Source organism: Methanobrevibacter sp. (assembly GCF_017409525.1).
In the GTDB taxonomy this organism is placed as follows: Archaea; Methanobacteriota; Methanobacteria; order Methanobacteriales; family Methanobacteriaceae; genus Methanocatella.
Genome location: NZ_JAFQSO010000017.1, coordinates 35,621 through 50,832, shown reverse-complemented (window position 1 = coordinate 50,832; position 15,212 = coordinate 35,621). Strand labels below are relative to the sequence as shown.

The 15,212-nt window shown below is 39.4% G+C and carries 11 protein-coding genes; 8 read left to right on the top strand and 3 right to left on the bottom strand.

Annotated features, from left to right (window positions below):
• Nucleotides 1-34 precede the first annotated feature (34 nt).
• From IJE64_RS09715 to lysS, 6 genes are all read left to right on the top strand, one after another.
• Nucleotides 35-949 (top strand): carbohydrate kinase family protein, encoded by a 915-nt coding sequence (locus tag IJE64_RS09715; protein WP_292785295.1) that lies wholly within the window; start codon nt 35-37, stop codon nt 947-949.
• 244 nt (nt 950-1,193) lie between these two features.
• Entirely contained in the window at nt 1,194-2,492 is a 1,299-nt protein-coding gene (gene thiC / locus IJE64_RS09710; protein ID WP_292785293.1) for a phosphomethylpyrimidine synthase, read from the top strand.
• A gap of 360 nt (nt 2,493-2,852) precedes the next feature.
• A complete protein-coding gene (locus IJE64_RS09705) occupies nt 2,853-3,380 on the top strand; it encodes a hypothetical protein (protein WP_292785291.1) in 528 nt (175 codons plus the stop codon).
• A 4-nt stretch (nt 3,381-3,384) separates the two neighbouring features.
• The gene (locus IJE64_RS09700) at nt 3,385-4,053 is read left to right on the top strand and encodes a hypothetical protein (RefSeq protein ID WP_292785289.1); all 669 of its coding nucleotides are present in this window, start codon (nt 3,385-3,387) and stop codon (nt 4,051-4,053) included.
• Nucleotides 4,054-4,187: 134 nt separating this feature from the next.
• On the top strand, nt 4,188-5,360 hold the full coding sequence (locus tag IJE64_RS09695) for a proteasome-activating nucleotidase (protein ID WP_394355598.1): 1,173 nt from the start codon (nt 4,188-4,190) through the stop codon (nt 5,358-5,360).
• Nucleotides 5,361-5,458: 98 nt separating this feature from the next.
• A complete protein-coding gene (gene lysS, locus IJE64_RS09690; protein ID WP_292785285.1) occupies nt 5,459-7,042 on the top strand; it encodes a lysine--tRNA ligase in 1,584 nt (527 codons plus the stop codon).
• A gap of 19 nt (nt 7,043-7,061) precedes the next feature.
• Here lysS and IJE64_RS09685 read toward each other — a convergent pair whose 3' ends face one another.
• From IJE64_RS09685 to IJE64_RS09675, 3 genes are read right to left on the bottom strand one after another with little or no spacing between them, the layout of a single operon-like run.
• The gene (locus IJE64_RS09685) at nt 7,062-7,439 is read right to left on the bottom strand and encodes a hypothetical protein (RefSeq protein WP_292785283.1); all 378 of its coding nucleotides are present in this window, start codon (nt 7,437-7,439) and stop codon (nt 7,062-7,064) included.
• Complete coding sequence (locus IJE64_RS09680; protein ID WP_292785279.1) at nt 7,420-7,908, bottom strand: nucleoside deaminase; 489 nt, start codon at nt 7,906-7,908, stop codon at nt 7,420-7,422. The genes IJE64_RS09685 and IJE64_RS09680 overlap by 20 nt, the downstream gene beginning before the upstream one ends.
• 38 nt (nt 7,909-7,946) lie before the next feature.
• Complete coding sequence (locus IJE64_RS09675) at nt 7,947-8,966, bottom strand: hypothetical protein (protein ID WP_292785277.1); 1,020 nt, start codon at nt 8,964-8,966, stop codon at nt 7,947-7,949.
• Nucleotides 8,967-9,148: 182 nt separating this feature from the next.
• Here IJE64_RS09675 and polC point away from each other — a divergent pair, with 182 nt between their 5' ends.
• Nucleotides 9,149-12,448 carry a DNA polymerase II large subunit gene (gene polC, locus IJE64_RS09670; protein ID WP_394355596.1) on the top strand — a complete coding sequence of 1,100 codons (3,300 nt, stop codon included), beginning with the start codon at nt 9,149-9,151 and terminating at the stop codon, nt 12,446-12,448.
• Between the two features lie 276 nt (nt 12,449-12,724).
• Nucleotides 12,725-15,043 (top strand): anaerobic ribonucleoside-triphosphate reductase, encoded by a 2,319-nt coding sequence (nrdD, locus tag IJE64_RS09665; RefSeq protein WP_292785273.1) that lies wholly within the window; start codon nt 12,725-12,727, stop codon nt 15,041-15,043.
• The last annotated feature ends 169 nt before the right edge of the window (nt 15,044-15,212 follow it).

Here is a 15,212-nt window from a genome sequence, read left to right as displayed (position 1 = left end):
ACAATATTAAATTGAAAAACAAAAAGGCGATATTATGGTTAAAAACAGAGATTTACTAGCAATTGGCCACTCTGCTCATGATTACATTATTAGAGTGCCGGAATTTCCAAAAGCAAATTTTTCAGCACCAATTACAAAAATGAAAACATTCAATGGTGGTGCAGCAGCTAACGTTGCTTGTGTTGGAGCCAAATTAGGATTAAAAACCTCATTGGTTTCAGCCGTTGGCGGTGATTTCAAAAAAACAGAATACTACGAACATATGCAGAATCTAGACATCGACACCGATTCACTGATTATCGTTCCAGGTGAAGCCACCCCGACCGCTTTTGTGCTGACTGATGATAATGATGACCAGATAAGCTATTTCTACTGGGGCGCAGCACGTGAATTTGCTGAAAGCAAAGTTCCAAGCAGTGCAATCAAAAACGTTGAAGCCATCCACTTGGCAACTGGTGACCCTAATTTCAATTGGAAATGTTCCGAAGAGGCAAAGGATTTGGATTTGCTCGTTTCATTTGATCCGGGCCAAGACCTCGGAATATATGAGACCAAAAAGTTGAAGGATGTCATCGAAAATACAACCATCCTTTTTGGAAACCATCATGAAATTGAAAGGATTCTAACAGCCTTGGAAGTTGATTTGGATGGGCTTAGAGAGCTAGGGCCTAAGATAATCGTTAAAACCTGCGGCTCCAATGGCAGTGAGATATATTCCAATGAGGACAAAATAAAGATTGATGCAATCAAGACTGATGTTGTTGACCCTACAGGTGCCGGGGATTCATACAGGGCAGGATTCCTGTCAAGATTCCTGAATGGGGAAACCCTAGAGGAATCTGCAAAATTCGCGTCAACAGTCTCATCATTTATCATTGAGCATCAAGGCTGTCAGACAAACATGCCTACCTTTGATGAGGCATTTGAAAGAATGAATGGATTTTACTGAAATCTATTCCATTTTAATTTTTTTTAAAGTAAAGTTTATTTTTATCAATGTGGCTTTAATTCACTTATACTGAATTAAAAATTACTATTTTTTAAAAAAGAATTTACATATATCAATAAAGTTTGAATTAACTTTAATCCAATTAATTTAAATACTATTAAATAAATATAACACAATATCAACCAATGATGAAAATATCGTAAAATTAATTTGACTGTTTAATCTATAATTAAGGAGGATAATAATGACACAGATTAGTGATGCAAAGAAAGGCATTTTAACTGATGAAATGAAGCATGTGGCAGAAATAGAAAATGTTTCAGAGGATTTCATTTTAAGATCAGTGGCTGAAGGTACTATTGTAATACCTAGTAACGTGAACAGAGATATTGAAGCATCAGGTATAGGTGCAGGATTAAGAACAAAAGTAAACGCAACAGTTGGTACCTCAACCGATATTGTTAACTTTGATGAAGAAGTCGAAAAGGCACAGATTGCAATTGACAATGGTGCAGACTGCTTGATGGAATTGAGTATTGGTGGAGACTTGGATGTAATAAGAAACAGGGTATTGGACATGTCCCCATTGCCAGTGGGTTCCGTGCCTGTATATCAGGCAGCTATCGAAAGCATCAGAAGGGACGGCTCCGTAATCTACATGACTGAAGATGACCTCTTCAACACCATCGAGAAGCAGGCAAAAGACGGTATCGACTTTATGGCAGTCCACTCAAGTATCAACATTGAAACCTTAACCAGACTCAAAAGGCAAGGCCGTGTAACAGGACTCGTCTCAAGAGGAGGTTCATTCATGTCCGGATGGATTGTCGAAAACGAAAAGGAAAATCCATTATACGCTAACTTCGATTATGTTTTAGAAATTGCTAAAGAGCACGATGTTGTTCTTTCACTTGCTAACGGTATGAGGGCAGGGTCCATTGCCGATTCAACCGACAGGGCGCAAATCCAAGAATTGATCATTTTAGGAGAACTAATCGACAGGTCCCGTGAAGCCGGAGTGCAATGTATGATTGAAGGACCAGGACACATCCCAATCAATGAAATTCCAACAAACGTAATGATTCAAAAGAAAATGTGTTCCAACGCTCCTTTCTACATGTTAGGACCTATCGTGTGTGATGTGGCACCGGGTTACGACCACATCGTATCTGCAATCGGAGCAGCATCTTCCGCAAAAGCCGGAGCAGACTTCATCTGTTATGTGACTCCTGCAGAACACCTGGCTCTTCCAAACCCTGATGATGTAAGGGAAGGAGTCATTGCAACCAAAATCGGAGCTTACGCTGGAGACCTAGCGACCGGCCAAATTGACGGTTCACAAGACTTGGCCATGGCTGAAGCAAGGAAAAACCTCGACTGGGAAGCTCAATATGCTTGCGCAATGTTTCCGGAAGCTGCACGTGCAAAAAGAGACCAAAGACCTCCTGAAGAAGAGGACACATGTACAATGTGCGGTAACTACTGTGCAGTGAAAATCGTTAACGAATGGTTGGACCAATCCGATTCCGACCTTATCAAATAGATAGTTTTCTATCTATTTCATCTTATTTTTTTAATAGCTACTTTTAATTTAATCGTCTCTTTTTTACATTAACCTTAACATCCAGAATTTTTCAACTTATTTTTAGATAGTGATATACCGCGTGTTTTGATTAACCTGCAAATGCATGATAGCTGCCGCCAATGTGAAAGCGTTTCATCAATTACCATCCCAAAGCAATATTTCCAACCCCCAACAATTTTACCAAATGACTTCAATCTTGAAAATAAACTTTAAAAATATTTAATAACTCAAATAATGCCTTAGAACGAAGTTATTAATGAAAATATTTAAATATAATCAAAATATAAGTAATATCTAACCGAAACCAAGGTGAAGAATATGAACATTAATAAAGACAATCCCATTGTTTATAATCCAGAAATCCTAACCAAAATCAAAGAAATGATAAAAGAAGGATTTGAAAAACTTAAATCATTTGTAAATATAAAATCTAATGAACTGACTACAAAAATTCCAAATTTTGAATTTTACAATGAACTAGATCAAAAATTTGATGAAATCACATTCAAATTAAAAGAATTGCGATTATGTGACGAATACAATTATTTTCTTTCAATATCCGACTATATTCTATACATTGTTCACCAAAACTCTATTGATTCAACATTTGGACATTGCGATTTAGCATTAGAACTTTTTGACTTTTTTATTGAAATTTGGAATGAAAAAATCAGATTAGTCAAAAATTTTTCTGAAGAAAACATAAAAAAGCATGAAAAACTAAAATTGGACTTTAAAAAAAGATATCATATATATAGACGTGAATTCTATTGGAATATCTATGAATACAGTGATGATTTTGATGAAAAAGAAATGTATGAATTTGCAAAAAGTTTAAAGGAGTGATTACATGCCTTTTTTTGTAGATACAAATATTGCATTGGAATACACCTGCATTCACGACAAATGGCATAAAAATGCCAATAAGTTAATTGCTGAAAACTATGATGATAAAATTTTTTGGTCAAATCTAGTTAAAGACGAATACAATAGAAAACTGAATAATATCCTGGATGATATCGATGTCTTTTTGAAATCAAGTAAAGAAATTTTAAGAAACAACGAAAACGATTTTTTAAATTATTATGATTTTGAAAAGCATATCTTTGAAAGAACAAAAAGATGCAGATTGGATAAAAATAAAAAACAAAAAATATTAGAACACTATTGGAAAAAATACTCCTTTAATGAAGGCATATCCAATATCATTTATTTAAAATTCAAAAATTACAATGAAAACTTTAAAAAATTGTATTTTATGAGAGATAAAGAATTGAATAACCTTTTAATCCTACATGATTGCGGGCAGGATAGCTATCTGAGATATCTGGATTATGCAACGAAAATATATGAATGGGGAGTTCACTCCCCCGATTGCAGAATAGTCGTTGACGCCCACGATTGCGGAACAATCCACAATGATTTGACATTTGTCTCAACAGACCGAAAAATGATAGAAATACTTCTAGCCCATGACACCAGCTTTTTAAACATTGCCGAGTTCAAATCATGCAATTGACCATGTGAAGTGCTTCAGAATTACTATTTCAAAGCAATATTTCCAACCCACAACAATTTCACCAGATTCTTGATGTTAATGTTAAATACAAATTATAACAAATGTTAATTCAAGAGAGGGATTTTATGGAATCTATTGAAAACGCTTCAAAAGACGAATTGATTGAAACAATTGAATCATTAAAAGAGGAAAACGAAAAGACTGTTGACGATTTAATGGAAAAATTAAGAAGCATTGAAGGTGAACAGCTCAAGACAAACATTTCCAACCGCCAGATGGAAGGCAAAATCAGAGAGCTCAAAGGTGAAATCAACTCATTTAAAAAGACACCATTAATTCTTGCAACAGTAACAGAAGTGTTTGACGATAAACAAGTGGGGATTCAAGGTGCAGTCGGCCATGAATTCTTGGTTACATATCCCGGCTCGATTAAAAAAGAATTGCTCACACCTGGCGTAAGGGTAGCACTTAATCAAAAGAATTTAGGCGTTGTCAGCGTATTTCCTGCTAAAAAAGATAAAAATGTAGCTGCCATGGAAATTGATGAAAAGCCAGAAACCACATATGCAGATATCGGAGGACTGGATTCCCAAATTGTTGAAGTTAAAGAGACAGTGGAGCTTCCAATTAAAAATCCGGAAATATTCAAAGAGATAGGAATTGACCCGCCAAAGGGAATACTGCTTTACGGACCTCCTGGAACCGGAAAGACATTGCTTGCAAAGGCAGTGGCAAATGAAACTCATGCGACATTCATCAAAATTGTGGCTTCGGAATTCGTGAACAAATACCTGGGTGAAGGTTCAAGGATTGTTAGAGATGTCTTTGAACTTGCAAAGGAAAAGAGCCCTGCAATAATATTCATTGATGAAATCGATGCTATCGGAACAAAAAGAGTGGGAAATAGCGAAGGGGCAGACAGGGAAGTTCAAAGGACTTTAATGCAACTCTTAGCAGAGCTTGACGGATTTGAATCAAGGGGAGACGTTGGAATAATCGGCGCTACAAACCGTCCGGACATCCTAGATGAGGCCCTCCTGAGACCAGGGCGATTTGACAGAACAATTGAAGTGCCCAATCCTGTAAAAGAAAGCAGACAGAAAATCCTTGAAATACATACCTCTAAAATGAAAGTAGACGAAGACATTGACTTTGACACGATTAGTGAGCTAACTGAAGGATTGTCCGGAGCTGACCTGAAGGCCGTTTGCACTGAAGCGGGAATGTTTGCAATAAGGTCTGAGAGAAAAAAAGTTATTTCCAAAGATTTCCTGGATGCTATTGATAAAATTATGGAAAATATTTAGATTAGCTAATTAAACTAATCTTTTTATATTAATAGCAAGAAATAATATTATAATAACTTATTTTAATTATTAATTTTTATTAACTTATGGTGAAATAGATGACACATTGGATTGAAAACATAGCTAACGAATTAAGTAAAATGGATGTAGAAGAGCATGTCATTGCAAGCGGAACCTCCATTTCAGGTTCAATACACATTGGAAACTCATGCGACATATTTGTAGCTAACGGAATTGGAAAGAAACTGAGAGAAAAAGGAAAAAAAGCTAAAACAATATGGATTGCAGATGACCACGACCCTCTAAGAAAAGTTCCATATCCATTGCCTGACGATTATGACAAATACTTGGGAATGCCTTATTCAATGATTCCATGTCCTGACGGCTGCTGCGCCAACTTTGTGGAGCACTTTGAAAAGCCTTTGCTTTCCGTGATGGATGACTATGGAATAGAAATGGAAACCAAGTCCGGTTTTGAAATGTATAAAAACGGAGATTACAACGACTACATCAGAACATCTTTAGAAAAGGTGGATGAAATCAAGGAAATCTTCAACCAATACAGAAGGGAGCCTTTGGCTGACGATTGGCTGCCTTACAATCCGATTTGTGACGAATGTGGCAGAGTGAACACAACTTATGCTTACGATTATGATGGAGACATCATCAAGTACAGATGCGAATGCGGCCATGAAGGTGAAATGGACATCAAATCCGGAAACGGTAAGCTCACATGGAGAGTTGAATGGGCTGCAAGATGGAAAATATTCGGAACTACATGCGAACCGTTCGGAAAAGACCACGCAGCAAGCGGAGGGTCATACGACGTAAGTAGCGTAATATCAGAAAAGATCTTCGACTATCCTGCACCTTATCCTGTTCCATACGAATGGATTACCCTTGACGGTGAAGCGATGAGCAAATCCCACGGAGTTTTCTTCGCTCCTGAAGAATGGCTGAAAATCGGACCTGCAGAAAGTCTCCACTACTACTTATTCAGGTCAAAGCCTATGAAAGCGAAAGATTTCTCACCAAGAATGCCTTTCCTGGACTTTATCGACCAGTTCGATACTGTTGAAAAGGTATTCTACGATGAAGTGGAAGCTCCATCTGAAAAGGAAGGCAGAAAATTCAGGGAAATCTATGAGATAGCTCAAATACATGCCGGAAGCCCTCTCCCATTCAGGCCACCGTTCAGATTCCTGGTCAATGCATATCAGATTGCAGGCGATGATTTGGAAAAGATCTTTGCAATCCTCAAGAAGAATTCCCAATTGACCAAAAGCTTCAAGGACAAGGAATTTGGAGACTTGACCGAATTGGAAATGGCACAATACAGGGAAAGGGTTGACAATGTAATCTACTGGCTGGACACCTACGCACCTAAATTCGTTAAATTCCAGGTGCAAACCAAAAAAGTTCCAAACCTTCCATTGACCGATGAGCAGACCGAATTCCTATCTACTTTGGCTGACCTAATTGAAAAAACCGACTTTGACGATGCAAAAGAGCTGCATGACTCAATGTATGAAATATTGGAAGCTCAAGGATTGAAACCGCAAAAAGGTTTCCAAGCTATCTATAAAATGATTCTAGGCCAAAAGCAAGGCCCTAGAGCAGCTTCATTCTTGTTAAGCTTAGATAAAGACTTTGTTGTGAAAAGATTAAGACAGGAAGCTTAATCTTTCAATTTCTCTTTTTTTAAACCAAACTTTTGAACTCTTTTTTCATCCAGACATCATCTATGAACTCATAATCCAGTTTCTCGAAGATGTCCACCAATATGTCTTCCCTACTGTCGAAACTGACAAGAACGCTTTTGAATCCGTAGTCTACGGCTATCTTTTCAAGCTGTCTGATTAACTTGTATGCTATCCTTTCACGCTCGTCATATGAGTTTAAAAAAAGAGTTGTGATTTCGGCGGAATCGGAATCATACACCTTGAAGCTTGTGCATCCTACAGTCTTTTTAAAGTTCATCAAAAGCAAGACCACCTGAGGCTCACCTATGAAACATCCGAATGAGTCGCAAAATTCAATGAATCTTTCATCCCTCTCATCAGTTACTATTATTTCCATTCTTGACCTCCGTAGTATTGCCCACCTTTGCAAGTTCCTCGTCCCAGACCTCGCAGTTATTGCAGCTGAACTTCAAAAACAGGTCCCTGCATCTCATGTCATTTAAAACCACGACCTCAACGCCATTGCATTCGAGCAAGTTTTCAGCCCCCATCAAGGTGGTGTTCTCGCCTATGACGACTCTAGGGATATTATATAATATTACAGCACCAGAACACATCGGGCATGGGGACAGTGTCGTGTACAATGTGCATCTGATATAATCCTCGTAATTCAGGCGTCCTGCATTTTCGATTGCATCCATCTCGGCATGCAAGACGACGGAATCGTTTTGAATCAGCCTGTTGTGACCTCTTGAAATGATTTCCCCATCCTTGACCAGGACAGCCCCGATGGGAATTCCTCCTTCGGCCAAGGACTTTTCCGCTTCCCTAATAGCTTCGCCCATGAAATAGTTATCTTGAGTCATTTTAAAAAAAAAAATAATTGATAGATGACGTTAGCCATCTATTTGAATCTGTTGAACAATCCTTTGTTGGATTCTTTTTCCAATGCCTCTTCAAGCCTTGCAACCTGCTTTCTTAAATCGGAAATTGTCTTGCTTGATTCATTGGATAATTTGTCATAACTGCTTTCCTTGATTTTAAGCTGTGAGGTGAGTGATGAAATCTCTTCCTTGTATCCTTCGATTTCTTTTTTGTTTTGGGTATCGACTTCCTCTTTATAGTTGCCCAACTCGATGATTTCAGCCCTTAGCTTATCGATTTCTTCAGAAAGCTCTATGTTTTCTTTTCTGGCCTCTGCCAATTTTTCTTTAGCATCGGAAAGTTCATCATTTAACTGCTTGTTTTCCTCTTTGACCTCGTCAACATTGACTGCGGCCAACTTATCCTTATAATGGGATATTTCAGATTCAAGCTCTTCTTTAACAGTGCTGACTTCATTTTCCAGTTTGTCTGCCCTTACCTTATTGACAGCGCTTTCTGCGCCAAGCTTTCCTATTTTATTGCTTAAATCTGCATTGATGTCCAATTGGTCGAAATATTTTCTTGTTGATTTTTCCAGCGCATCTGTCAGCTCTCTTTTAAGGCGGTTCAACTCTGCATTTTCCTTTTTGAGTTTTGGTATAATCTTGTTGGTTAAGTAATTCAATTCGCTGGATTGGTTGGACAATTTCACATCTTTTTCTTTAAGTTTCCTTTTCAAATCATCCAGCTGTTTTGAATTCTGTTTTTTCGCTTTACTTTCAGCTGGAGCCTCCTCAACCGGTTCCTCATCTGCAGGCTCTTCCTCAACTGCTTCTTCAACAGTCTCCTCAACAGGAGCTTCCTCAACCGGTTCCTCTTCTACAGGCTCTTCCTCAACAGGAACTTCTTCGACAACTTCTTCAACAATAGGTTCACTTGAAACTTCCTCAACAGTCTCCTCAACTGTCGCTTCAGCTTCGTTATTTCTGTTTTTAATTTTATCCAAATCTAATTTTACCTTTTGCCCGTAAACGGCATTAGTATGTTTATCATCTGACATTAAAATCACCATAATAGCAATAATAATCTAAAAATTCAACGGCCAAATACTGTATAATAACATATAGTTGACAACATATTTAACTATTGTTAATGGTGATTTTTCACACTTGCAAACATTATTAATATCATGAAAATCAATACATTATATACTAATATAACTTTTGTAACTTGGGCGATACCATGGATTATTTTGATAGATTGGAAGCAGATACCCATCACCTATACGAAATAGCTAATGAGGCTAGATCAAAGGGGTTGGATGTTGAAACGAAAACAGAAGTGCCACTTGCAAAGGATTTAGCTGAAAGAGTAGAAGGATTAGTTGGTCCTGTGGGTGTTGCACAACGTATTAAGAAATTGGAACAGGATATGGACAGGGAATCTGTCGCTTTTGAAATTGCCGCAGAGATTGCATCAGGTGAGTTTGAACTGACCGGAGACAAGGCGGACTACGATGAGGAGCAGAGATGCGACCAAGGCCTCAGGACTGCACTGGCCATCCTTACAGAAGGAGTGGTTGCAGCTCCTCTTGAAGGAATCTCTGATGTTAAAATCAAGGAAAACTTTGATGGAACAAAATATATTGGAGTTTATTTTGCAGGACCTATCAGAAGTGCGGGAGGTACTGCCGCCGCATTGTCCGTTCTTCTGGGAGATAAAATCAGACAGGCCATTGGTATCGATAGATTCAAGCCAATCGATGAGGAAATCGAAAGGTATGTTGAAGAGGTGGAGCTTTACGAATCCGAAGTTACAAACCTGCAGTACTCACCAACACCTGAAGAAGTGAGATATGCTGCAAACAACATTCCCGTTGAGGTTTCAGGAGAACAGACCGACCAGGTTGAAGTTTCACACAGGGACCTGGAGCGCGTGGAAACAAACAACATTCGTGGTGGAGCACTGCTTGCGATGGTTGAGGGAGTAATCCAGAAATCCAAAAAGATTCATAAGATTTCCAAAAAGTTAGGCCTTGACTGGGAATGGCTCAGCGAATATTCCAAGCCCAAAGAGGATTCAGGAAGCGATGACGGAGGAGACTCCGAGATTGTAAGCGAACCAAAATACATCCAGGATATCATCGGCGGAAGGCCGATTTTGGGATACCCTTCCGAAAAGGGAGGATTCAGGTTAAGGTACGGCAGATCAAGAAACACCGGCCTCGCCACAATGGGAGTCCATCCTGCAACAATGGCCCTGCTTGAATTTTTGGCCGTCGGAACACAGCTCAAGATTGAATATCCCGGAAAGGGAAACTGTGTCGTTCCTGTTGACTCAATCGAAGGACCTATCGTCAAACTTAAAAACGGCGATGTGGTGGTAATTGATAGCGTGAAACAAGCCCGTGAGCTTAAAAAGGACGTTGCCGAAATTTTATTTTTAGGAGACATGCTTGTCGCATTTGGAGAATTTTTAAGAAACAACCAGCCTTTATACCCATCAGGATGGTGTGAGGAATGGTGGATTCAGCTATTAACCCGAAGCGAAAAATTCGACGCTGACAACAACGATTTGGATTTGCACAAGCTTGAATTTGAGTATTTGCCTTCAATCGAAGCGTTCAGATTATCCAAGGAATATGGAATACCTCTCCATCCAAAATACACTTATTGCTATAACGACGTTACCATTGCCGATTTGAATTCATTAATTGATTTGATTATCAAATGCAAATCAACCTACAAACCGAATGAAGGAATTAAACTGGATCTGTCCTATCAAAAGAGAGTCCTTGAAATAATGGGCGTTCCACATACCGTTCGTGACGGCAAAGTCGTGATAGACAAGGACCACTCCTATGCATTGCTCGTTACACTCTCCGACAGGTTGCCTGAAATGGAAACCACAATCGAAGCCGTAAATGAGGTCTCGCCTGTTGAAATCAAAAACAAGGCCCCTGCATACATCGGCACCCGTGTAGGCCGACCTGAAAAATCCAAGGAAAGATTGATGAGACCTGCACCGCATGGACTGTTCCCGATTGGAAACTATGGCGGTTCAAGAAGACTCATTGCAACAGCCGCCAAAAAAGGCAGCATCAAAGTTCAGATGGCAAGGAGAAAATGTACAAATCCGAAATGCGGAATCACTTCAAACAATTCCCTTTGTCCGAAATGCGGAAGCCCTACCGAAATCATGAAGGCAGGCGAAAAGACAATCCCGCTTGCATCAATGCTGAAGAAGGCTTCAGACAACGTCAAGGTCAGAAGGGTTGATGAGGTGAAGGGTGTCATCGGTATGATTTCCGAGTCAAAGCTGGCTGAGCCTCTTGAAAAGGGGATACTCCGGTCCAAAAATGAAGTGTTTACCTTCAAGGATGGAACAATACGTCACGATTCCACTGATTTGCCTTTAACCCATTTCGTTCCAAAGGAAATTGGAGTCAGCGTTGAAAAGCTCCTTGAAATGGGCTATGAGAAGGACTGCTATGGAAACCCGATTGAAAGCGAAGACCAAATCATTGAGCTCAAGGTTCAGGACATTGTGATTTCAGACAACTGCGGCGAATATCTACTTAGAACCGCTCAATTCATTGATGATGAGCTTACAAGATTTTATGATATGGAACCGTTTTACAATGTCAAGGAGAAAAGCGACCTGATTGGACATCTGGTGGCCGGACTTGCACCGCACACATCTGCAGGAGTGCTTGGAAGGATTGTCGGATTCACAAAGGCTTTGGGCTGTTACGCACATCCTTATTTCCACTCTGCAAAACGTAGAAACTGTGACAGTGACGAGGATGCCGTGATGCTTCTTTTGGATGCCCTGATTAACTTTTCAAAATCATACCTGCCGAACACCAGAGGTGGAAGTATGGACGCTCCTTTAGTTTTGTCTTCAAGAATAGACCCTGAAGAGATAGATGACGAATCCCACAACCTGGACATATTCGAAAGGTTCCCTGTTGAGTTTTACGAAGAGACCTACACCCCTCACAAGCCGGCAGAGGTCTTGGAATACATCGACAATGTGGAGATGCATTTGGGAACACCACAGCAATATGAGGGCCTGATGTTTTCCCATCACACATCAAATATCCATGCAGGACCGAACATATGCCTTTACAAAACATTGCCGTCAATGAGAGAAAAGGTTGAAGCCCAAATTGCTCTTGCAGAAAGCATAAGGGCTGTTGACCAGCGCGGAGTTGTTGAAAAGGTTCTATCTTCCCATTTCTTGCCGGACATCATGGGCAATTCCAGAGCGTTTTCCAAGCAGAAGGTTAGGTGCACCAAATGCGGTTCGAAATACAGAAGGATTCCGCTCACCGGAAAATGCCAAAAATGTGGAGGAAATCTGATTCTTTCCGTTTCAAAGGGATCAGTTACAAAATATCTTGAAATTTCTCAGGAACTGATAGACAAGTACCCGATTTCCCCATACCTGAGACAACGTCTGGAAATTCAGGAGTTTGGTATCAAATCGCTGTTTGAAAGTGACAAATCCAAACAAAGCTCACTGGATGTTTTCTTCTAGCGGCATTACTTTTCAAATGCTCTCGGACTTTTGATTTATATTATTATTAATATAGTAAATTTCAGAGTGAGATAATATTGTTCGTAATTATACGAACATTATTTATACATGAAGTTGAATATATAGATTAAATGTTCGTAAACTATAGAACTTGTTTGTTCGTATCAACACGAACAATATATATACAAGTGCCGACATATAGTAATTACAACTGAGAGGGTACCCTCTCATCAATCTCATATTTTTTTAAAACGTAGGAAAAATGGTGTGAAAAAAATGGAAAAAATCTCAGAACTAGGAAATAATTTAAATGATTCCGTTAAAATAAATGTAGAGAAAAATAACGGAATTAGAGAAAGATTCAGTTACGAAAAACTATTGAAATCATTAGTAATGGTAGAAACTCCATTCTTTGAATCAGATAAAATCGTAGCTACAGTAGTATCACAATTATACGATGGAATCAAAACCAAAGAAATCAAAAAAATCGTTTACGAATGCCTAGAGGACATTGACCCTGAAATCGCAAACAAATACTTGGCAAGTACACAATTGAAAGTACGTACCTCAAGGGATACCATCGAAGCATTCGACTTATCAAAAATCGCTAACACCTTGATTGAAGAAACCGGTGCTAGCCAAGAAACCGCTTTTGAGATTGCTACTGAAACCTGGAAAGAGCTCAAAAAATTGAACGTGGAATACTTGACCGCTCCAATGATCAGGGAAATGGTCAACACAAAACTTATTGAATACGGCCTCGAAGACTTAAGAAGCCGCTACACCCGTTTAGGTATCCCTGTATACAACATTACCTCCCTTATTGAAAACGGTAACAGGGACAACGCAAACATGATCCACAACCCTGAAAGTATCCACAAGCATGTAGCAGACGAAGCGTTAAAACAATACGCACTCTTAAAAATGTTGCCAGCACACTTGGCCGATGCGCACATGTCCGGTGACATTCACATTCACGATTTGGAATTCTTCGCAGGAAGACCTTTAAACTGTATGCAACATGATATCAGGACTTTCATCAAATACGGTCTTAAAGTGGACGGTACAGGTGACCACACCTCCATTGCAGGTGCACCTAACCACATGGAAACTTTAATGAACCACACCGGTGAAATCATGCTTGCAGCACAACAGAACATGTCCGGAGGACAAGGAATGTCCCTATGGAACGTGTTCGTTGCACCGTTTGCAAGAGGAAGAACCTATGATGAAATCAAGCAATCCGTCCAAATGCTCATCTACAACTTGAACATGGCTTACGCAGCTCGTGGATCCCAAGTACCGTTTACAAGCATGGCATTGGAATTCGGCGTTCCTGATTTCCTAAAAGACGAAACCGCATACGGACCTAAAGGCAAAGTTGTCGGAACCTATGCTGACTTCGAAGAAGAAACCAGATTAATCCAAAGAGCATTCACTGAAACCTTACTTGATGGAGACAACGAAGGAAAACCTCACTTGTTCCCAAATACAATCTACACCTTACGTAAGGAAACCATGACCAGTGAATACGAAGATGACATTCGTTTAGTGCACGAATTATCCGCAAAATACGGTTCATCCTACTTTGTAAACATGTTCCCTAAATACAGAGGCAAAATGGCCAACTACATGGGCTGCAGAACATGTCTGCAAGATACCTGGACCGGTGACTGGGACCAAGACTGTTTAAGAACCGGTAACCTCGCATACGTTACCCTAAACTTCCCAAGAATCGGATACCAATCCAAAGATGAATCCCAAGTGTTCGAATACCTGGACGAATACATGGACTTGGCAGTTGAAACCTTGATGATGAGAAGGGAACAAGGATTAAAATGCTTGAACGATTTCCACATTTTACCTTTCCTCAAACAGCAAGTGGCTGAAGAGTCATACTACAGAATCCAGAATTCAACCTTATCCTTCGGTTTCGTTGGACTTAACGAGATGCTGTTATCCTTATTCGGCGAAGGTATCGAAAACCCGGACGCCAACAAGTTCGGTGTAAAATGTCTCGAATATGTCAATGACAGAGCTGAAAAATTGAAAGACGAAACAGGACTCAGATGGTCTGTTTTACAAACCCCTGCAGAATCCACTGCATACAGATTTGCAACTCTTGACAAAAAGCAATTCGGAGACCAAGCTATCGTGCAAGGTGAAGGAAATGCAAACTACTACACAAACTCTTCCCATGTGCCTGTAGATACCAGCGCTTCCTTGATTGAAAAAATCAAAATCGAAGAGCAATATCACAGCTTAACTCCTGGTGGACACATCTTCCATGCATTCATGGGAGAATCTTACTCAGATCCAGATTCACTTATGAGCTTAACCCATAAGATAGCTAAGAAATCCGACATCGGATTTTGGGCTTACAGCTCAGCTTTAAGTTTCTGTCTTAAATGTAAAACTTTAATGAAAGGGCTAAACAATACTTGCCCTACCTGCGGTGAAAGCGAAGATGTAGAATGGTATGATAGGATTACCGGATACGTTCAACAAGTTGGACGTGCAAAATCTGCATCCGGAGGATGGAACCCAGGTAAACGTCAAGAATTAGTTGACAGAAGAAGATTTGAAGATAACTAAAACAGTTATCTTCTTTCACACCATTTTTTTAAACGCTTAACCATCCAAACATTTATTTAAAAATTAACTTGTTTTCTCCTTGTTTTAAAAAGGTTTCTAAAAATTAACAATCGCTTTAAGAGAATGATTTTCTGAAAAAAGATGTTAAAAAGAAGAAAAAGAGTTTAAT

Bases quoted from the DNA above. Each gene is read 5' to 3' on its own strand.
- IJE64_RS09715 (WP_292785295.1), top strand. From the start codon at position 35: ATGGTTAAAAACAGAGATTTACTAGCAATTGGCCACTCTGCTCATGAT.
- thiC (WP_292785293.1), top strand. From the start codon at position 1,194: ATGACACAGATTAGTGATGCAAAGAAAGGCATTTTAACTGATGAAATG.
- IJE64_RS09705 (WP_292785291.1), top strand. From the start codon at position 2,853: ATGAACATTAATAAAGACAATCCCATTGTTTATAATCCAGAAATCCTA.
- IJE64_RS09700 (WP_292785289.1), top strand. From the start codon at position 3,385: ATGCCTTTTTTTGTAGATACAAATATTGCATTGGAATACACCTGCATT.
- lysS (WP_292785285.1), top strand. From the start codon at position 5,459: ATGACACATTGGATTGAAAACATAGCTAACGAATTAAGTAAAATGGAT.
- IJE64_RS09685 (WP_292785283.1), bottom strand. From the start codon at position 7,439: ATGGAAATAATAGTAACTGATGAGAGGGATGAAAGATTCATTGAATTT.
- IJE64_RS09680 (WP_292785279.1), bottom strand. From the start codon at position 7,908: ATGACTCAAGATAACTATTTCATGGGCGAAGCTATTAGGGAAGCGGAA.
- IJE64_RS09675 (WP_292785277.1), bottom strand. From the start codon at position 8,966: ATGTCAGATGATAAACATACTAATGCCGTTTACGGGCAAAAGGTAAAA.
- polC (WP_394355596.1), top strand. From the start codon at position 9,149: ATGGATTATTTTGATAGATTGGAAGCAGATACCCATCACCTATACGAA.
- nrdD (WP_292785273.1), top strand. From the start codon at position 12,725: ATGGAAAAAATCTCAGAACTAGGAAATAATTTAAATGATTCCGTTAAA.